Origin of the sequence: Streptomyces rubradiris, from assembly GCF_016860525.1 — a bacterium.
GTDB classification, from domain to species: Bacteria; Actinomycetota; Actinomycetes; order Streptomycetales; family Streptomycetaceae; genus Streptomyces; species Streptomyces rubradiris.
Map to the genome: position 1 here is coordinate 476,194 of NZ_BNEA01000001.1, position 18,019 is coordinate 494,212.

18 protein-coding genes are annotated in these 18,019 nt (G+C 73.6%); 5 read left to right on the forward strand and 13 right to left on the reverse strand.

What is annotated here, in order from left to right; genetic code table 11:
* Positions 1–28: 28 nt before the first annotated feature.
* The 6 genes from Srubr_RS02310 to Srubr_RS02335 all read right to left on the reverse strand — a co-directional run bounded on the left by Srubr_RS02310 (position 29) and on the right by Srubr_RS02335 (position 5,615).
* The gene (locus tag Srubr_RS02310; protein ID WP_189993160.1) at positions 29–460 is read right to left on the reverse strand and encodes a tetratricopeptide repeat protein; all 432 of its coding nucleotides are present in this window, start codon (positions 458–460) and stop codon (positions 29–31) included.
* 138 nt (positions 461–598) lie between these two features.
* The gene (locus Srubr_RS02315) at positions 599–2,110 is read right to left on the reverse strand and encodes a glycoside hydrolase family 43 protein (RefSeq protein WP_189993162.1); all 1,512 of its coding nucleotides are present in this window, start codon (positions 2,108–2,110) and stop codon (positions 599–601) included.
* 132 nt (positions 2,111–2,242) lie between these two features.
* Positions 2,243–3,130, reverse strand: coding sequence for an ATP phosphoribosyltransferase (hisG, locus tag Srubr_RS02320; protein WP_189993164.1), 888 nt, complete (start codon positions 3,128–3,130; stop codon positions 2,243–2,245).
* Between the two features lie 110 nt (positions 3,131–3,240).
* On the reverse strand, positions 3,241–3,948 hold the full coding sequence (locus Srubr_RS02325; protein ID WP_189993165.1) for an SDR family oxidoreductase: 708 nt from the start codon (positions 3,946–3,948) through the stop codon (positions 3,241–3,243).
* A complete protein-coding gene (locus tag Srubr_RS02330) occupies positions 3,938–4,675 on the reverse strand; it encodes a phosphoribosylaminoimidazolesuccinocarboxamide synthase (protein ID WP_189993167.1) in 738 nt (245 codons plus the stop codon). The genes Srubr_RS02325 and Srubr_RS02330 overlap by 11 nt, the downstream gene beginning before the upstream one ends.
* 67 nt (positions 4,676–4,742) lie before the next feature.
* On the reverse strand, positions 4,743–5,615 hold the full coding sequence (locus Srubr_RS02335) for an isopenicillin N synthase family oxygenase (protein WP_189993169.1): 873 nt from the start codon (positions 5,613–5,615) through the stop codon (positions 4,743–4,745).
* Positions 5,616–5,936: 321 nt separating this feature from the next.
* Here Srubr_RS02335 and Srubr_RS02340 point away from each other — a divergent pair, with 321 nt between their 5' ends.
* Genes Srubr_RS02340 through Srubr_RS02360 form a run of 5 tightly spaced genes read left to right on the forward strand, consistent with a single transcriptional unit; the run spans position 5,937 to position 10,190 of the window.
* Positions 5,937–7,055 carry an acyl-CoA dehydrogenase family protein gene (locus Srubr_RS02340; protein ID WP_189993171.1) on the forward strand — a complete coding sequence of 373 codons (1,119 nt, stop codon included), beginning with the start codon at positions 5,937–5,939 and terminating at the stop codon, positions 7,053–7,055.
* A 19-nt stretch (positions 7,056–7,074) separates the two neighbouring features.
* The gene (locus tag Srubr_RS02345; RefSeq protein WP_189993173.1) at positions 7,075–8,352 is read left to right on the forward strand and encodes an acyl-CoA dehydrogenase family protein; all 1,278 of its coding nucleotides are present in this window, start codon (positions 7,075–7,077) and stop codon (positions 8,350–8,352) included.
* A 55-nt stretch (positions 8,353–8,407) separates the two neighbouring features.
* Positions 8,408–8,962, forward strand: a complete 555-nt coding sequence (locus tag Srubr_RS02350; protein ID WP_189993175.1) for an NUDIX hydrolase — start codon at positions 8,408–8,410, stop codon at positions 8,960–8,962.
* 36 nt (positions 8,963–8,998) lie between these two features.
* On the forward strand, positions 8,999–9,583 hold the full coding sequence (locus Srubr_RS02355; RefSeq protein ID WP_189993177.1) for a hypothetical protein: 585 nt from the start codon (positions 8,999–9,001) through the stop codon (positions 9,581–9,583).
* 49 nt (positions 9,584–9,632) lie between these two features.
* Positions 9,633–10,190, forward strand: a complete 558-nt coding sequence (locus Srubr_RS02360; protein ID WP_189993179.1) for a TIGR03086 family metal-binding protein — start codon at positions 9,633–9,635, stop codon at positions 10,188–10,190.
* A gap of 29 nt (positions 10,191–10,219) precedes the next feature.
* Here the strand turns inward: Srubr_RS02360 and Srubr_RS02365 are convergent, their stop codons facing one another.
* The 7 genes from Srubr_RS02365 to Srubr_RS02395 all read right to left on the reverse strand — a co-directional run bounded on the left by Srubr_RS02365 (position 10,220) and on the right by Srubr_RS02395 (position 18,019).
* Entirely contained in the window at positions 10,220–11,491 is a 1,272-nt protein-coding gene (locus Srubr_RS02365; RefSeq protein WP_203854906.1) for a CaiB/BaiF CoA transferase family protein, read from the reverse strand.
* Positions 11,478–12,221, reverse strand: coding sequence for an acetoacetate decarboxylase family protein (locus Srubr_RS02370; RefSeq protein WP_189993181.1), 744 nt, complete (start codon positions 12,219–12,221; stop codon positions 11,478–11,480). The genes Srubr_RS02365 and Srubr_RS02370 overlap by 14 nt, the downstream gene beginning before the upstream one ends.
* The gene (locus tag Srubr_RS02375; RefSeq protein ID WP_189993183.1) at positions 12,221–13,315 is read right to left on the reverse strand and encodes an LLM class flavin-dependent oxidoreductase; all 1,095 of its coding nucleotides are present in this window, start codon (positions 13,313–13,315) and stop codon (positions 12,221–12,223) included. Before Srubr_RS02375 ends, Srubr_RS02370 begins: the two co-directional genes overlap by 1 nt.
* 57 nt (positions 13,316–13,372) lie before the next feature.
* Positions 13,373–14,626: an amidohydrolase family protein gene (locus tag Srubr_RS02380; protein WP_189993185.1), complete on the reverse strand. Its 1,254-nt coding sequence runs from the start codon at positions 14,624–14,626 to the stop codon at positions 13,373–13,375.
* Positions 14,627–14,993: 367 nt separating this feature from the next.
* On the reverse strand, positions 14,994–15,998 hold the full coding sequence (locus tag Srubr_RS02385; protein WP_189993188.1) for a phosphoribosylaminoimidazolesuccinocarboxamide synthase: 1,005 nt from the start codon (positions 15,996–15,998) through the stop codon (positions 14,994–14,996).
* Positions 15,999–16,032: 34 nt separating this feature from the next.
* Complete coding sequence (locus Srubr_RS02390) at positions 16,033–17,088, reverse strand: beta-ribofuranosylaminobenzene 5'-phosphate synthase family protein (protein WP_189993190.1); 1,056 nt, start codon at positions 17,086–17,088, stop codon at positions 16,033–16,035.
* 19 nt (positions 17,089–17,107) lie between these two features.
* Positions 17,108–18,019: an ABC transporter substrate-binding protein gene (locus tag Srubr_RS02395; RefSeq protein WP_189993192.1), complete on the reverse strand. Its 912-nt coding sequence runs from the start codon at positions 18,017–18,019 to the stop codon at positions 17,108–17,110.

An 18,019-nucleotide genomic window follows, 5' to 3' on the forward strand; every position in this document is an offset into this window, starting at 1 on the left:
CCCGCCCCGCCGCTCCGCCCGACGCCCGTCAGTCGTCCGCGGGAAGCTCGCCGGCGAAGGCCGCGGCCATGCGCAGCCACGGCGTGGCCTCCTCGTGCCGGCCCTGCCGCTCCAGGGTGCGGCCCAGCATCAGATGGGCGTAGTGCTCCACCGGATCCCGGTCGATGATCCGCCGCAGCTGCTCCTCGGCCCGCCGCAGCTGTGCCGAGTGGTAGTAGGCGCGGGCCAGCAGCAGCCGGGGCCCGGTCTGCCCGGGGGCCTCCTCGACCACGGCGGTGAGCAGCCTGGCCGCCCCGGTGTAGTCCTTCGCGTCGAAGAGCAGCCGGGCGCGTTCCCAGCGCTCGGCCGTGGTCTCCTCGTGCGGCACGCCGGGGCCGTCGTCGAACAGGTGCAGGGCGCTCGCCCAGCGGTCCGGCGCGACCCCGCCGGTCGCCGGGTAGTCGTGGAAGGTGTCGCTCATCGGTCCTCCCTCGGTACTGAGCGGCCTGTTGATTGATACATCAACCAACTCCTGCCCGAACCGGTGCGGGCCGGCGGGTATTCCCGGGCGCGGCCGACCGGCCGGCCCGGCCCGCTGTACGGGCCGGCCCGCCTCGCTTCAGTCCTCGTACGGCTCGTAGTCGAACCAGTCGAAGTGGACGGTTCCGGTGGCGGCGTACAGGCCGATCACGCGGCCGGTGAAGCCGCCGGCGACCTCGGTGGACAGGTACCGGCCGTCGAGCCTGGCGAGTTCGGTGAACGTGCCGTCCGCTTCCCGCACGCCCAGCGCGACGGTGTCGGGGCCCTCGCGCGGGTCGGTGACCTCCCGCGCGGGGACCGTCTCCACGCCGAGCACCACCGGGCCGCCGGCCCGGGGGCGGGAGGCCACCACCGACCGCAGCGGGCCGATCCGGGCGGTCACCCGCACCTCGTCCGCCGTGGCCTCGATCCCGTAGTGGTGCCGCTCGTCCAGGCGGACGGCCAGACCGCCGCTGCCCCCGACCGGGTCGACCAGGGTCGCCGCCCGGCAGGCCGGGTGCTGCTGGCGGCGGCCGGCGAAGGTGACGTCGGTGTCGTCCAGCGAGGCCCCGCGGGCGCGCAGGGTCAGCCAGCCGGCGCGTTCCTCGGTGGTGCAGTCCTCCTCGTTCCGGAAGCGCGGCGAGATCCAGCCGGGGGCGAGGCCGCCGCCGTCGAAGTCGTCCCGGACCGGCACGACGGCGGGCCGCTGGAGCGGCCACGGCGGCGGGGCCGGGGCGAGTGACACCCCGCCGACGACCGGCCAGCCGTCGACCCAGGTCACCGGGGCCAGGAACGTCTCCCGGCCCAGCACGTGCCAGCCGGGGGACCCGCCGTGCGGCCGGACGCCGAGGAACACCATCCACCACGAACCGTCGGGCCCTTGGACCAGGTCTCCGTGGCCGGTGTTCTGGACGGGGTGGTCGGTGCCGCGATGGGTCAGGACGGGGTTGGCCGGGCACGGCTCGAAGGGCCCGCCGGGGGTGCGGCCACGGGCGACCGAGACGGCGTGGCACCGCTCGGTGCCGCCCTCGGCGATGAGCAGGTACCAGTACTCGCCGATGTGGTACAGGCGCGGCGCCTCCGGGGCCTTGGCGCCGGGCGTCCCGGACCACACGCGCCGCGGCTCGCCGAGGGTCTCCCCCGTGCGCGGGTCGATGCGGACCTGGCTGACCCCCGCCACGGTGCACCAGCAGGTGCCCTCGTCGTCCCAGGCGAGGTCCGGGTCGATGCCCCGTACGCCGGGCAGCCGGACCGGATCGGACCAGGGGCCGGCCGGGTCGGTGGCGGTGAACAGGAGGTTTCCGTCGCCGCTGACGTTCGTCACGATCAGCCAGAAGCGGCCGTCGTGGTGGCGCAGCGTGGGGGCGTAGAGGCCGCCGGAGGAGGGGGTGCCGGGCGGCAGCCGCAGCTGCTCCGGCCGGTCCAGGGCGTTGCCGATCTGGGTCCAGTGCACCAGGTCGCGGCTGTGGAAGACGGGGATGCCGGGGTAGTACTCGAAGCTGGAGCAGGCGAGGTAGTAGTCCTCCCCGGCCCGGCAGACACTCGGATCGGGGTGGAATCCCGGGATCACGGGGTTGCTGAGGCTGAGGCCGCTCTCGGGCGCGCTCGGCACATCGAGTCCTTTCCGGGATGACCCGCACCCGCGATGTGAGCGAAAGTTTCGCTCTGAGGTTCGAATAATTCCTGGCGAGGCTAACGACAGCGGCGGGAATGGTCAACGGATGTGTCCCGGCGCGGTGGCGCCTCACGCCGGGTGGTCGCGGATCAGTTTGCGGATCGGGGTCTCCACGATCTCGATCGCGCCGGCCCGCTCGACCAGGGAGCTCACCACACCGGCGACCTCGGGGGCGGCGCAGACTCCCTGGAGGACCACCAGCCCTGAGGCGGCGCCGGTGTCGAGGCGCCACCAGCGCGGCGGCAGCAGGGGCTCGGCGTGGGCCCAGCGGTCCACCGGCAGGACGATGGTCAGCAGCCGGTGCAGGGGGCCGGCGTACGCGGCGCGCAGCAGGGTGGCGAGGGTGCGGATCGTCGCCCGGGTGGTCCGGTCGGCCCAGGCGGAGGGGTTGGCGACGAGGTTCACCCCGCACCGTCTGACCGTGTCCAGCACCCGGAGGTTGTTCTGCCGCAGCGAGGAGCCGGTCTCCACCACCTCCACCACCGCGTCGGCGAGGTCGGGGATCTTGGCCTCCGTGGTCCCGTGCGAGTGCAGGACCGCGGCCCGTACGCCCGAGCGCCGGAAGTACTCCCGGGCCAGGGCCGGGTACTCCGTCGCCACCCGCACCCCGTCCGCCAGGTCGGCCACCGTTCGCGCCGGGTGGTCCTCGGGCACCGCCAGCACCACCCGCCACCCCGAGCGGGTGGACTTGGAGTAGTCGAGGGTGTCCACCACCTCGACCTTCGCGCCCGTCTCGGCGACCCAGTCGGCGCCGGTGAGCCCGATGTCGCAGGTGCCGCCCGCCACCACCCCGGGGATCTCCCGCGGCTTGTAGAAGACCACCCGGTCGACGGCCGGGTGGCCGACGGTCGCCCGGTAGGCGCGCGGCGCGTGTCTGCTCACGGGCAGGTCGGCGGCGGCGAGGAGTTCCAGCGTCGGCGCTTCCAGGGAACCGGTGGGGAGCGCGAGAGAGACCATGTCTTCACCCCGGGCGTGTAAGCGGTCTGCGGGCGTGCGTTCCGGGAACAGGGCGGTGCGTTAGCGTCCGCGCCGTCGGCCGGGTGCGGGATGGGCGGGTGCCGTCGGCCTCAGACGTGCAGCAGCCGGTCGATGCCGGTCACCGGGGGCGCGGGGAGCCTGGCCGGGCGGATCTCCAGCTCTCCGACGACCACGTCGCGCGGCCAGCCGTCGATCACGGCCGCGACGCAGTCGCCGACCGACTCCGTGCTCATCTTGTACGGCGCTTCGTCCCCGTCGAGATTGGCGATGGCGCCGGGGGAGATCAGGCAGGCGCGGACGCCGTTCCCGCGCTCCTCCAGCAGCAGGGTCTCCACCAGCGCCTTCAGGGCCGCCTTGGTCGCGCTGTAGGCGGCCCCGCCCTCGAAGAAACGGGTCGCCGCGTGGCTGCCCATCGCGACGAACAGCCCGCCGCTCGCGCGCAGCGCCGGCAGGGTGTGCCGGATCAGGTGGAACACCGACGTCAGGTTGATCGCGACGAGCCGGTCCCAGTCCTCCGCGGGCAGGCCGGCCAGCGGGGCGAAGGCCCGGTCGACGGCGTTGGCGACACACACGTCCAGCCGCCCGGCGCCGGCGACCGCCTCGGTGACGCACTCGGCGATCCGCCGCGGGTCGGCCAGGTCGCAGCGCAGCTCGCCGAGCCAGTCCTCGCCGCTCGGCGTGCGGTTCAGCGACCGGATGCGGTAACCGCGCCCGTGCAGGGCGGCGGCGACGGCCCTGCCGGTGCCCCGGTTGCTGCCGGTCACCAGCGCCACGGGACGCTCCGCCTCAGAGGGCATCGAAGGCCCGCTTCCACTGGTGCACGATCTCGGCGCCCGGCACGCCGGCCCGGAACAGGTCCTTGTCGAGGGGCGTGCCGTCCGCGTGCCGCAGCCGCATGCAGTCCTGGGAGACCTCCGAGATCAGGCACAGCTCACCGTCGGCGCCGGTGCCGAAGATGAGGCAGAAGTCCCACACCCGCAAGGGGGCGAGCCAGTCGCGCAGCACGTCGTTGACGACGAGCGCCTGGTCCCGCATGGCCTCGACCGGCAGGTTGAGCGCCCGCAGGTAGTCCTCGCCGATGGGCTGGTCCTCCGGGTCCACCCGGTAGTCGAACTTCACGACCGGGCGGGGCAGGGGCCGGCCGTCCGGGAACAGTCCGGGGTACTTGCGGGTGGTGGAGCCGTTCGCCACGTTCTTGACGATGACCTCGAACGGCGGCGCGGGGCGGTACTCCGCCAGGTACCGGGTCCCGCCGACCCGGGCGCGGAAGGCGCAGCGCACGCCGGCCTCGGTGAGCCGGGCGGCGGCACGTTCGTAGAAGTCCAGGCGCAACGGCCCGGTCTCGTCGACGATTTCGTCCCGCGCGTAGGTGAAGCTGCGCAGGCTCGGGATGAGTTCGACCAGGCAGAGGTCGTCGGGCAGCAGCCACAGGCGCTTGCTGCGGCCGGTGATGTCGGGCGGCTTCGTCTCCGCCAGTCGCGTCAACTGCTCGGTGTCGTACGGGCCGAGGGGGCCGGTGCTCATGTCGTTGCCTCCCGCTCACGGGTCTGTTCGAAGGGTGCCGGGCGGCGCCGGTGCGCTGTGCGGGCGGTCAGGGGTTGGTGGTGCTGCCCAGCCCCGCGAACCTGTCGGCGATGAAGTCGGCCCAGGTGGAGTCCAGGACGGTCAGGTGCCCGTCGGTGGTGATCCGCCACTGGCGGGCGTCGTGCGGCGGGTAGGCGAACAGCACGGCCGACAGCCGTTCGTAGCCCGGCCGGGTGTCCGGGCGGTGCACCCGGTGGGTGGAGGGGCGGAAGCGGCCGTCGGAGGCCGTGGCGAGCATCCTGCCGACGTTGCACAGCACGACGTCCGTGTGCGCGATCACCGGTTCGACCCAGGTGCCGTCGTGCAGGACGTACTGCAACCCCTGGTCGTTCGGCGGCAGTTGCAGGCCCAGCAGCTGGATGCCCGAGTGCTCGTGGGCGAGGACCTCGCGCCCGCCGGTGTCCCGGTAGCGGATGACCCGGAGGTTGGCCGCGTCCCGCGACAGTTCGAGCGGGGGCGCGTTCGGCGGCAGCATGCCGTGGATCACCTCGGCGAACAGCCGGACCAGGGTGAAGGCGGTGTCGAAGACACCGGTGGCCGCCTCACCGAACCCGGGGAAGGCGCGCAGCACCGCCGCGGCGCCCGGCGGACGGTCGGCGATCATGGCGCCGCTCACATGGATGAACTCCTTCGGATCGGCAACGCCGGCCGCCAGGCGCGGCACCTCCGACAGGTAGGGGAAGAACCCGTGGGTGCCGCCGCTGGAGATCTGGGGCACCCGCTCGTAGGCGTAGTCGGACAGGCGGGGTGCGGCCGAGTCGCAGGCTTCGGAGAAACCGCGGGTCAGCTCTTCGACGCGGGCGCCGATGCCCGGTACCTCGACGGCCATGAAACCCCAGTCGGTGAGCTGGGTTCTGATTTCCCCGGCCGCGGACCGCATGTCCGCTTCCGTATTTCCGGTGCTTATCGAAGGGATACGGCCGCTGAGCTTCATGGGAGAAACACCCACTGGCACTCCAGACGAGCGTTTGCGGAACACTCCGATGGCCTCGCACAGGGAAAAACAGTCTACCGGGGCCGGTGCACCCGTCAAGGAGTCGTCTTCCGGTGATCACCGCCTGTTCGCCGTTGGCCGGATCGGCACCGTCGGCGGGCCTTCCGGGCAGCGACAACCGGCCTGATGCGGCGGCGTACTTCCGCCTCGTCCGGCCATCGATTACGTTGCTGGCACGAATTGCCGCGGACGGCGGGAGTGGTTGCCGTGACCCACCCGTTCAGTGACGATCACGAGCAGTTGCGCGCAGCGGTACGCCGTTTTCTCGCCGATAAATCTCCGGAAACCGAGGTCCGGCGTCTGATGGAGCAGACGGAGGGCTTCGACCGGGCCGTGTGGCGGCAGATGGCGGAACAACTGGAACTGATGGCTCTGATCATTCCGGGAGAATACGGCGGGGCCGGTCATTCGTATGCCGAATTGAGCGTGGTGCTGGACGAGATGGGCCGGGCGCTGCTGTGCGCGCCGTACTTCGCGACCGTGGCGCTGGCGGCCAATCTGCTGCTCACCTCGCGCGACGAGCCGGCCAAGGAGGAGTATCTGCCCGGCATCGCGAGCGGCCGTACCATCGCCACGGTCGCGCTCGCCGAACGGCAGGGGGACTGGGGCGAGAGCGGCATCACGCTGGAGGCCACCCGCACGCCGGACGGGATGTGGCGGCTGTCGGGAGAGAAGCACTACGTCCTGGACGGTCATGTCGCCGACCTGGTGCTCGTAGTGGCCAGGACGAGGGCGGGCGTGTCGCTGTTCGCCGTGGGGAAGGACGCCACCGGCCTCACCGCCACCCCGGTCGCCACCCTGGACCCGACCCGCAAGCTCGCCCGGCTCTCCTTCGACCGGGTCCGGGCCCGCCCGGTCGGCGCCGACGGCGAGGGCTGGCCCGCGGTGGCCCGGATGCTGGACCTGGCCGCCGTGGCGCTGGCGGCCGAACAGACCGGCGGGGCGCAGCGGGTGCTGGAGATGGCCGTCGCGTACGCCCGGCTCAGGGTGCAGTTCGGGCGGCCCATCGGCAGTTTCCAGGCCATCAAGCACAAGTGCGCCGACCTGCTGCTGGAGGTGGAGTCGGCGCGGGCGGCGGCCTACCACGCCGGCTGGGCGGTGGCCGAGGACGACGACGAGGTGCCCGTCCTGGCGAGCCTGGCCAAGTCCTGCTGTTCCGAGGCGTACTTCCACGCCGCGGCGGAGAACATCCAGATCCACGGGGGCATCGGCTACACCTGGGAGCACCCGGCCCATCTCTACTTCCGGCGGGCCAAGAGCAGCGAACTGCTCTTCGGTGACGCCGCCCACCACCGCGAGCTGCTGGCTCGGCGGATCGGAGTCTGAGCACCGACCGGAGGAGACGTTGGAAGCAGCCCCGGGCACGCCCGCGTTCCCGCACCCGCCCCGCACCGGGTCGTTCCGCCGCCGGGTGCGGGCCTGGATATCGGCCAGCGTCCCGCCCGGCCTCACGGCGGACGGCCACCCGTCGGCATACGGCGACACCGAGGAGGCCCCGGGCGCACGGGCCGCGCACGGCGAGATCGGCGCGGCGGCGTACGCGGAGTGGGAGCGCAGGCTGCTCGGCGCGGGCCTGGTGTGTCCCGCCTGGCCGCGGCGGTACGGCGGGGCCGGGCTCGGTGTGCCCGAGGTGCTGATGCTGGAGGAGGAGTGTGCGCGCGCCGGTGTGCCGAGGATCGGCCGGGGGACCGGTGAACTGGTCGTCGGGCCCGTCCTGTTGGCCCACGGCACCGAGGAGCAGCGGGCCCGGCTGCTGCCCGGCATCCGGTCCGGCCGGGACACGTACTGCCAGGCGTACTCCGAGCCGTCCCACGGCTCCGACCTCGCCTCCGTGGAGACCCGGGGCACGGTGACCGGCGACGAGATCCTGCTCCGTGGCCGCAAGGCGTGGGTGCGCGGTGCCCGCCGAAGCAGTACGGCACTGGTGCTGTGCCGGACGGATCCGGCCGCGGACCGGCACCGGGGCCTGTCGTGCGTGGTGGTGCGGCTCGACGAGGGCAACGGCGTCCGGGTGCGTCCGGTCCGGTCGGCGGACGGGTCGGCGGACCTGTGCGAGGTGGAGTTCGCCGGGGCCCGCGCTGCGTTGCGTGATGTGATCGGCGGGCCGGGCGGCGGATGGCCGGTGGTGATGACCGCCCTGGCACACCAGCGGGCCGGCCGCGCGGCGGCGGAACTCACCGGTTACGAGGCCGCGTTCCGGGACCTCCTCAGGCAGGCGCAGAAGGCAGGGAGAACCCGGGACCCGCTGGTCAGGGGCCAGTTGGCGGAGGCGTACACGCGGCTGACGCTGCTGCGCCGGGTGGTGGCCGATCCGCCGGCGTCCGGCGGACCGGGTGCCGGGGCGGCCGTGGCCGGGCTGATGCGGGCCGAGTACCGCCGCCGGTTCGGTGAGATCGCCCTCGCGGTGACCGGCGCGTCCGGCCTGCTCGGCGCGGGTCCCGGGGAAGGGGCCGACGACCCGGCGGTCCGCCTGCGGCGGCTGTTCCTGGCCGGCCGGGGGGACACGATCGGCGACGGTACCGGCGAGGTCCTGCGGGACATCATCGCCGAACGCCTCCTGGGGCTGCCGAAGGAGCGCTCCCCCGCCGGGCCCGGCGGCGAAGTCCCGGCTGGCCGAAGGTGATCGGTCCGGCCCGGACACACGGCCCGGCCCACGCCCCGTCACTAGGATGCCGCGCATGGCCACAGCCCCTCACGCGGTCCTCGATCTCCTTGACCGCTACGAACCGAAGAGCACCGCCGAACGCGCGGACGTGGAGCGGGTGCGCGCCCTCGTCGCGTCGGGCGACCCGTGGCGGCGGTCCACCCCGCTGCACGTCACCGGGTCCGCGCTGATCGTGCACCAGGACAGCGGCCGGGTCCTGCTGCGCTGGCACCAGCGCCACGAGTCCTGGCTGCTGGTCGGCGGCCACGCCGACCCGGAGGAGGACGACCCGCTCGCCATCGCCCTGCGGGAGGGGCGGGAGGAGACGGGACTGGCCGACCTCGTGCCCTGGCCGGACGCCGGGGTCCGGCACCTGGTGATCGTGCCGGTGCCGGCCAACTCCCGGGAGGCGGCGCACGAACACGCCGACATCCGCTTCGTCCTGGCCACCCGCACCCCCGAGGCGGTCCGCCCGGAGAACCCGCAGGCGCCGCTGCGCTGGCTGACGCCGCGGGAGGCACGCCGGGTGATCACCGAGGAGAACATCCAGGAGACCCTGTCCCGCGTGGAGCCACTGCTCGCGGGCTGACCGGCCGGAGGGCCCCAGATGTACGCGGTACTGTCAGTGACGGACAAGACGGGCATCACGGAACTGGGGGCCGGTCTGGGCCGTCTGGGCCTGCGGCTGGCGGCCACCGCCGGCACCGCCGGGCTGCTGCGGGAGGCCGGGCTGGACGCCACGGTGATCGGCGACCTGTCCGGGGTGCCGGAGCTGATGGGCGGCCGGGTCCGGGCGTTTCACCCGTCCGTCTTCGGCGGGCTGCTGTACCGCCGGGGGCATCCGGCCGACGAGGCGGACGTCCGCCGTCACGGGGTGCCCCGCATCGACGTACTGGTGTGCAACTTCCGCGACCTGCCGCCGGACGACACCTCCGAGGGCGTGCTGGACTCCATCGACGTGGGCGGCCCCGCCATGGTGCGGGCCGCCGCCAAGAACCACGCCGACGTGCTCCCCGTCGTGGACCCGGCGGACTACGGCGCCGTCCTCGCCGCCCTGACCGCCGCCGGCGGCCGGGCCGGCGCCACCGACCCCGGCTTCCGGCGCCGGCTGGCCGTGAAGGCGTTCGCGCGTACGGAGGCGTACGACCGGTCGATCCACCGGTTCCTCGCCCGGCTCGCGGAGACCGGAGCGGGGCAGCCCCGGACCTGAGCCCGCCCAGCCCCTTGGCCCACGACATCGAGGACGGTGGTCTTCCCCCATGGACATCCGGGCCCTGCACGCGCAAGCCCTGCTCACGACGGACCGGTTCGTCGCCGCCGTCGGCGCCGGCCGGTGGGAGGCACCCACCCCGTGCGAGCGGTGGAACGTACGGCAGGTCGTGAACCACCTCGTCGCCGGGAACCTGTGGGTGCGCGAGCTGGGCGGCGGCCGGACGATCGAGGACGTCGGCACGGAACTCGACGGCGATCTGCTGGGGGACGACCCGGCCGCCGCGCACGCGGCCTCCGTCGCGGCGGCGACCGAGGCGTTCGCGGCCGGGGACGCCATGGACCGCCTGTGGCCGCTGTCCTACGGCGAGCGGCCGGGCCGGGTGTACGCCAGGCAGCGGTTCGTGGACGTGCTGATCCACGGCTGGGACATCGGCCGCGCGCTGGAGCCGGACCCGCGGCTGCCGGCCGCTCTGGTCGACGCCTGCCTGGAACTCTTCGACAGCCGCCCGCGGATGTTCGCCCAGTGGGGGTTCGCCGAGGTGGCGGTGGAGCCGGGCGCGGACCCGCAGACCCGGCTGCTCGCCCGCGCCGGCCGCCGCCCCTGACCCGCCCGGGGCGGGCACCCTGCCGTCGGCTACCCCGGCGCCGGACCGTCCTCGTCCAGCGCCGCCAGGACCTCCCGGGTGTGCTCGCCGAGCACCGGCGGCCGCCGGTACACCCCGGAGGGGGTCGCGGTGAAGCGGATCGGGCAGCCGGGGAACACCACCGGGCGGGCGCCGCCCGGCTGTTCCACGGCGACGAGCATGTCCCGGGCGTGGACGTGGGGGTCGGTGAACAGGTCGGCGGCGTCGTTCACCGGTCCCAGCGGGACCCGGCCGCCGAGTTCCGCGGTGATCTCGGCGGTGGTCCGCTCCAGCGTCCAGCCGGCGATCGCGTGGTGCACGAGTACGGCGTTGGCGACCCGGTCACCGTTGGTGCGGGTCCGCTCGTCGGCTACGAGGTCGGGGCGCCCGATCGTCTCGCACAGCACCTTCCAGTGGTTGTCCGTCGGGGCGGCGATGGCGCACTGGCCGTCCTTGGTGGGGAAGATGTCGAACGGCACCAGCTGCGGATGGCTGTTGCCGGTGGGGGCGCTGACCACGCCGGTGTAGGAGTAGCGGTAGACGGCGGTCTCGCACAGGGACACGATCGAGTCGACCATGGCCACGTCGACCATCTGGCCCTCCCCCGTGGCCCGCGCGTGGTGCAGGGCGGAGAGGACGCCGACGGCCGCGAGCGCGGCGGGGTACAGGTCGCCGATGGTCGGGCCGACGCGGACGCCCTCGTGCCCGGCCGGACCGGTCATGCTGACCAGCCCGCCCATGGCCTGCGCGACGATGTCGTAGGCGGGCCAGTCCACGTAGGGGCTGGTGCCGGTGCGCGGGTCGCCGAAGCCGCGGATCGCCGCGTACACCAGCCGGGGGTTGCGGGCGTGCAGCGCCTCGTACTCCAGTCCCCAGCGCTCCATCACGCCCGACCGGTAGTTCTCCACCAGCACGTCCGCGCCGTCCACGAGCTTCAGCAGCCGCTCCCGGTCGGCGGGTGCGCCGAGGTCCAGGACGATGCCCAGCTTGTTGCGGTTGATGCTGGCGAACAGCCCGCCGTAGTACCGGCCGGTGTCGTCCTTGGTGAACGGGCCGGCGAACCGGGGCAGGTCCCCGGCGGGCGGTTCGACCTTGATGACCTCGGCGCCGAGGTCGCCCAGGATCATCGTGCAGAACGGGCCCGACACGGCGCGGGTGAGGTCGACCACCCGGACGCCCCGGAGCGGTCCGGTGGGACCGGGCCGCATCGGTGCGGCGCGCTCGTGGCCGGTGAGGTGGGCGCTCCGGTCGTCCGGCGCCTCGTCGGGGCTAGGCGTGGTCAATGCGTTCCGTCCCTTCCGAGGCGCTGACATCGGCGCGGCACAGGTAGCGGACCGGCCGGAACACCACGTCACCGGTGAGCGCGACGGCCGATATCGGGTGTGAGGGGCGCAGCCGGGGCTCGCCCCAGCCGGCGGCCTCGAAGGCGGCCAGCACCGGCCGGCCGCGCCGGGCGGCCGTGATGTCGTAGGCGCGCTCGACCTGGATGAGCCGGTTGCCGCGCGGGGTGCGGGCCAGGTGCATGGAGTCGGTGAACTGGATGTCGGCGGGGGCCAGCGGGACCGGGTCGAGCAGGCGCGCGTCGAGCAGCGCGCGGCCGGCCTCGCGGACCTCGGCGGTGGCGCCGTGGTGGCGCAGCCGCAGCTCCACGGCGGCCGGGCGGGTGCGGTATCCCCAGCGCTGGGCGAGCAGCCGGGCGGCCTCCTCGCCGTCGATGAACCCGGACACGTGGAAGCCCCTGCCGCGCGCGCCGCTGCGGCACACGACGCGGGTCTCGGCCAGGGTGAACGGTCCGGCGTCGCTCTCGGCGGCCCGCAGCACGGACACGGTGATCACCGGGGGGTTGACCGGGTGCAGGGCCGGGGGCAGGACCTCCTGCCGGGTGTGGGCGTCCACCTGGTAGACGAGTTGGAGGAGTTCCGCGCCGTGGCAGACCAGCGGTTCGGTGGCGGGGGCGGCGACGTAGGGGGCGGACGCGGCCATCGCCTCGGGGTCGGCGGTTCCGCTGAGCATCAGTCGCCGCCCTCCGCGAAGTGCGGCATGACCTCGGCGGCGAACAGCCGCATGCTGGCCAGCACTTGGTCCTGGGGCACCAGGTTCGCCGTGTTCAGCAGGAAGTTGATCGCGTCCACGCCCATGCTCTCCCAGATCTTGATGGCCTTGACGATGCGGTCCGGGTCGCCGATGGCGACGCCCTCGGGAACGGGCCGCCGGGCCGCCGGGTCGGTGTCGCGGACCCGGTCGACGCCGCCCGGCGCGAGGTTGCCGAGCGACCGGTACGCCGGGGTGGGGTAGACCTCCCGCGCCCACAGCAGCTGGCTGTTGAGCATGCCGAAGGCGTTGAACATGGTGCCGCCGATCCGGCTCGCGGTGGCGTCGTCCTCGTGGCAGAAGAGGTAGTTCATGGTGGCCACCTGGTCGTTGACGGCGCGGCCGGCCGGGTCGCACTGCTGGATGCGTTTGCGGTACTCGCCGGTGCGCCGTTCCTGTTCCTTGAAGCTCGCCGCGGCGACCCCGAGACAGCCGATGCCCCGGTCGGCCGCGTCGCGTTCGGTGCCGGGCGAGGTCACCGTCACCCACAGCGGCGGGTGGGGGTCCTGCACCGGCTTGGGCACCACGGGACGCTCGGGCAGGGTGAAGGTGGTGCCGTCGTAGCGGACGCGTTCCTCGGTCCACATGCGGGGCAGTACGTCGATGTACTCGTCCCAGGACATCTTGGTGCTGTCCGGGTCGGCCATGAAGCCGCCCAGCTCGGTGATGGTCGAGGCGCGTGCGGTGCCGACGTCCAGCCGGCCCCCGGAGAGGATGTCGAGGGCGGCGGCCCGTTCGGCGACGCGCACCGGATGGTTGATCTGGGGCACGCACACCACTCCCCCGTGGCCGACGCGCAGCCGCGATGTCGACATGGCGACGGCGGTGAGGAAGACCTCGGGGGCCGAGCAGTGCGAGTACTCCTGGAGGAAGTGGTGCTCGACCGCCCAGGCCGTGGTGAACCCCAGCTCGTCGGCGAGCCTGCTCTGTTCCAGGGCGTCCCGGTATGCCTGTACCTCGTCGGCGTGGCCCAACGGCTGCGGTACCGACAGTTCGAAGAAGATGCCGAATTTCATGCGTGCTCCCGTCAGGCTCGTCCGGAGGCCGGCTGCGTGCGGTGGCCGCCGGGTGCGTCAGCCGGTTCCTGTGTCCGGGCCGCGCACCCGGCGTCCGGCGGCGACGACCAGCCGTGGGCGCAGCAGGGCCCCGAGGTCGCGCAGCGGGTCGCCGTCCACCGCGAGCAGGTCGGCGCGGTGGCCGGGCGTCAGCGTGCCCGCGTCGTCGATGCCGAGTCCGGCCGCGGCGCCGGAGGTGGCGGCGACCAGCGCCTGGTGCCGGGTCAGTCCGATGCCGTCCGCCCCGGCCAGGGCCGCCAGGTCCGCCGGGAAGCCGTCGAAGGCGCGGTGCGGGACGCCCGCGTCCGAGCCCGCGACCATGGGCACCCCGGCGGCGAGCAGCAGTCGGAAGACCTCGCGGACGTGCTGGTGCCGGTCGCGGAACCGGGGGGCGATCAGCTCGGTGCCGTCGCGCATCCGGTGCAGGGCGCCGCTGATGGTGGGGACGAAGGCGATGGAGCGGGCGGCCATCAGATCGGCGGTGGCCGGGTCGTAGGCGATGCCGTCGGCCGTCTCGAAGAGGCAGTGCTCGATGGTGCGCGCGCCCGCGGCGGCGGACCGGCGGATGCTGAGCGGGTCGTAGGCGTGGGTGGCGACCGGGCGGCCCAGCCGGTCGCTCTCCTCCACGCAGGCCCGGACTTCTTCCTCGGTGAACTGGGGCCGCACCGGGTTGGTCCGGGGCGTCAGGTTGCCGCCGCCGACCATGAGTTTGATCCAGTCCGCGCCGTCGCGTACCTGGGTCCGCACGGCCACCCGGATCTCGGTGGGCGAGTCGCACTCGTGGCTGAACCAGTGGCAGTGGCCGCCGGTGACGGTGATCGGCCGGCCGCTGGTCAGCACCCGCGGTCCGGGAATCCGGCCGTCGGCCACCGCGGCGCGCAGCGGGAAGGCGACCTCGTTCGGGGTGCCCAGGTCGCGGACGGTGGTCACGCCGGCCTCCACGGCGGCCCGCAGGTTGACCACGGCCCGTACGGCGAGGGCGGCGGCGCCGGCCCGGGCCTCCCGCAGGTAGTCGCGGACGGGCACGTCCGAGCCGCTGAAGGTCAGGTGCACATGGGCGTCGATGAGCCCCGGCATGAGGGTGGCGCCGGGCAGGTCCAGCCGGGCGGCGGCCGTGGTGTCGCCGTCACCGAGGTCCGCCTGGCGGCCGACGGCGGCGATGCGGTCGCCGTCGAGGAGCACGAACCCGTACGGGACGGGTGCGGCGGCGGCCCCGTCCCAGACCCGGTCGGCCGTGATCAGCCAACGCCCGGTACGTTCCCGCGCGTTCACGCTGCCTCCTCCTCGCCGGGTACGCGGCCGTACGGGCCCACCACCCGCCGGCCGGCCCGGCCGGGGTCACTCGGTGGGCGCACACGGCGGGGGCCGAGCGCGGACGGCCGGGTTTCCGGGCCACGCACGGGCCTCCGCGGTGGTGGGTCGGCGAAGTCCGTCTCGCAGCGGGCGAGGTGCCCCGGGTGCACGGGGCCGGAGGCCATGAGCGGGCCGGGTCGCGGGTGTGGCGTGGCAGTACGGTCCGACGGTCGCTCGCGCCGCCCACTCACGCCGTTGGTCGCGGTGAGCTCATCGGCGCGGGGCGCCCCCGGGACGGCGGCCGCGCAGCGGTGCGCGGGCGTCGCCCGCCCGGCACACGGTGGTATCAGGTCCATGCCGCACCCGCCCCGGGCTCGGTGCGGCGGGTGCCGGGTGCGAGGGCCGCCAGCCGGTCCAGTACCCGGTCCAGGTCCTGGGCGCCCCACACCCGGGTGCCGGTCCACAGCTCGCACAGCGACCGGTACATCTCGCCGACGAGTTCCACCACCTCGCGCGGGAGGGGGTCGGGGGCGGGCCAGGCCGAGCGGGGGCGGCCCTCCCGCACCCACTCCTCCACCCGGGACTGCAGGCCGGTGGCCGCGTAGTGGTCGCGCAGCACCTGCTTGTCGGCGTGGGCGCCGTCCAGCAGCAGCCGGGCCTCGTCGGGGGTGCCCGCGTGGTCGACCAGGATCAGCCGGCCCCGCGCGTCCCGGCCGTACTCGACCTTGCCGTCGGCGAGCACCAGCCCGACGCGGCGGGCGTGCGCGGCCACCACCTCGGCCACCAGCCGGGTACGGTCCTCCAGTTCGGTCTGCTGCTCCGCGTCCAGCCCGCCGATCGCCGCGGCTTCGTCCCGGCGCACGAAGCGGTCGATCTCCTCCAGCTTGGTGGTGTACTCGATGACCGGGCGCTCCAGTACGGTGCCGGGGGCGGGGGCATGGGTGAGGCCGATGTCGGCCGGTTCCAGCCGGCCCAGTCTCAGGCGGCGCAGCACCGAGGAGCCTTCGGGGAGCATGGTGCGGAAGATGACCTGGAGCGGGACGAGGTGGTTGACGTCTCCCGGCCCGAGCGGCCGTTCCCTCGGGTCGACGACCCTCAGCAGGTCGAACTCCAGCCGGTCGGGCGGGTGGAAGGCGCGGAAGTGGCTGGGCACGCCCGCCTCGGCCAGCAGGCCGAAGTTGAACGCCGCGATGCGGCAGCACGCCTCGCCCTTGCCCGGGACGGAGTCGGGCATCTTTCCGTAGTGGAAGACCGAGTAGTCGTCGGTGAACCGGAAACTGCCCACTCCGGTGCGCCCGTCGGCCGGTGCCCGCCGGACGTCGAGATCCTTGGTCGAGAACCTCTTCGGCACTGCTGCCTCCTCGCGTGCTCGTGCCCGGCGGGGTTCAGTCGACGACTGTCCGGCCGTCGTCGTCGAGCACCGGGATCCAGTCGACGTCGGCGGGGACGTTGCGGGCGCCGCTGAACCAGAACTCGCGGACGACGCCCGCTTCCCGCAGCCCGGACAGCCACCGGACGGCGGCCCCGGGGCGCCGGGTGAAGGCGTAGCACATCGGTCCCTCGGAGCTCATCGCGACGGCGTCGATCTCCTGCCCCCGGCGCGCCTCCTCCAGCAGGTACTTGACCTGGGAGGACTGCATGTCGATCTGCTTCTGCTTGAAGTGGCTCTCGTAGGTCAGGAAGTTCACCGCGCGGCAGAAGGCCGGGTAGTCGGCCTCCAGGACCGAGGTGGCCAGGTTCATCAGGACCGCGTGGGCGGTGCGGCGGGCCTCCTCGGCGGGGATGGGCAGCGTCCGGGCGAAGAACTGCCGTTCGGTCTCGCCGTGCATCTGGTGGCCGTTGGGGATGATCACGAGGACCGGCCAGGTGGGGAAGGGCGCCGAGATCAGCACGGGGGGCCGTTTCCCGCCGCCCGCGAACCGGGTCGGGACCAGGTAGCGCTTCGGGTCCTCGGCGAAGTCGTCGGGGTTGAGGTGGCCGCCGTCGACCAGGAAGCCGCCTCTTTCTATGAGGTTGGGGCTGGCGCCCGAGGTGCCGGCCCGGCCGGCGGTCCGGGCTATCTCCGCGGTGCCGAGCGGGAGTCCGGCGAACTGGGCGTAGGCGCGGCCCACGGCGACGGCCGTGGTGGTGCCGGAGCCGAAGCCGGTGTGCGGCGGGAGGCCCTTGCGGATCACCACCTTGGCGGGCGGGCCGCCCCACGCCTCGCGCAGGCGGTCCAGCAGGGTACCGACGGCCTCCAGGTGGGCCGAGCCGTTCTCGTCCGCCTCGACCGCGTTCTCGTGGTGCGGCAGGACGACGGCCTCCAGGCCGGGCGAGCGCAGCGCCATGGAGGCCATGCCGTTGCGGCGGCCGGTCTCGCCGTTCAGGTCGATCAGTGTGAAGCTGACGCGGCATCCGGTGCGGACGCGCACGCCCCATTCCTGCGACGGGGCCTCGGACATGGCGTCTCCCCCAGTCTCCTCAGTGGACCGCGTCGGTCTGCGCGTCCTCGACCACCAGGTCCTCGTACCGGGCCCCCGGCTCGATCAGGCCCCAGCGCCGCATCCAGGCGTAGGCCTTCTCGAACTCCAGGCGGGTGTACGGCTCCGGGGGTACGTAGCGCAGCCGCGGCAGGTGGAAGTCGTCGGGTGTGACCTCGCCCGCGAAGACCTCGGGCAGCGAGTCGATCAGGTAGTGCAGGTAGGGGCGCTTGTCCCGGCCGAGCGCGGCGACCGCGCGGTTGACCGCCCGGTTGCAGGCCGCGTAGACGGCGCGGTCGAAGTCCGGTGCCACCAGCTCCAGTCCCGCGTAGTGGGTCTCGATGACCTTCTGGAAGCCCTGCTTCTCGGCCAGGGTGATCCACGGTTCCGACAGGGCGACGGCCGCGGCCTCACCGGACTGGACGGCGCGGTAGCCGTCCAGGGTGTGGTAGCCCACCGTCTTGATCTCGTCGGCCTCCAGGAAGCCCTCCAGCATCTGGATCGCCGCGTAGTGGTTGCCGTTGTGGAAGCTGACCGCCACGGGCGCGTTCGCCAGGGTCTGGGGATAGATGTACTTCGAACCGGGCGCCGCCATGAGGGCCATCACCGCGACCGACGAGCGTTTCCCGATGATCCTCGCTCCCCGGCGGCTGTCGTGGGCCCGCCGGATCTGCCCCCACTCGCAGGCGCGGTACAGGTCGACCTGCCCCTCCTCGAAGGGCACGTGGTTGCGGATGGAGTCGACCAGCTCGTGGTCCGCCACCGGTTCGGTCAGCTTCTGCTCCGCGCGGTTCTGGACGAATTCCACCGCGACGTTTTCCTCGGCGAAATAGCCGAGTTCGTCGGCGACCAGCCAGGGCAGCGCGAAGACGGCGGACGGGCCGACACCTTCGGTGCGCACGGTAACCGTCAT

What these genes read in the sequence shown, in the direction of transcription:
- Srubr_RS02375 (WP_189993183.1), bottom strand. Translation starts at nt 13,315, where the DNA reads ATGAAATTCGGCATCTTCTTCGAACTGTCGGTACCGCAGCCGTTGGGC.
- Srubr_RS02390 (WP_189993190.1), bottom strand. Translation starts at nt 17,088, where the DNA reads ATGTCCGAGGCCCCGTCGCAGGAATGGGGCGTGCGCGTCCGCACCGGA.
- Srubr_RS02350 (WP_189993175.1), top strand. Translation starts at nt 8,408, where the DNA reads ATGGCCACAGCCCCTCACGCGGTCCTCGATCTCCTTGACCGCTACGAA.
- Srubr_RS02370 (WP_189993181.1), bottom strand. Translation starts at nt 12,221, where the DNA reads ATGCTCAGCGGAACCGCCGACCCCGAGGCGATGGCCGCGTCCGCCCCC.
- hisG (WP_189993164.1), bottom strand. Translation starts at nt 3,130, where the DNA reads ATGGTCTCTCTCGCGCTCCCCACCGGTTCCCTGGAAGCGCCGACGCTG.
- Srubr_RS02335 (WP_189993169.1), bottom strand. Translation starts at nt 5,615, where the DNA reads ATGCGGTCCGCGGCCGGGGAAATCAGAACCCAGCTCACCGACTGGGGT.
- Srubr_RS02310 (WP_189993160.1), bottom strand. Translation starts at nt 460, where the DNA reads ATGAGCGACACCTTCCACGACTACCCGGCGACCGGCGGGGTCGCGCCG.
- Srubr_RS02325 (WP_189993165.1), bottom strand. Translation starts at nt 3,948, where the DNA reads ATGCCCTCTGAGGCGGAGCGTCCCGTGGCGCTGGTGACCGGCAGCAAC.
- Srubr_RS02360 (WP_189993179.1), top strand. Translation starts at nt 9,633, where the DNA reads ATGGACATCCGGGCCCTGCACGCGCAAGCCCTGCTCACGACGGACCGG.
- Srubr_RS02395 (WP_189993192.1), bottom strand. Translation starts at nt 18,019, where the DNA reads ATGACGGTTACCGTGCGCACCGAAGGTGTCGGCCCGTCCGCCGTCTTC.
- Srubr_RS02330 (WP_189993167.1), bottom strand. Translation starts at nt 4,675, where the DNA reads ATGAGCACCGGCCCCCTCGGCCCGTACGACACCGAGCAGTTGACGCGA.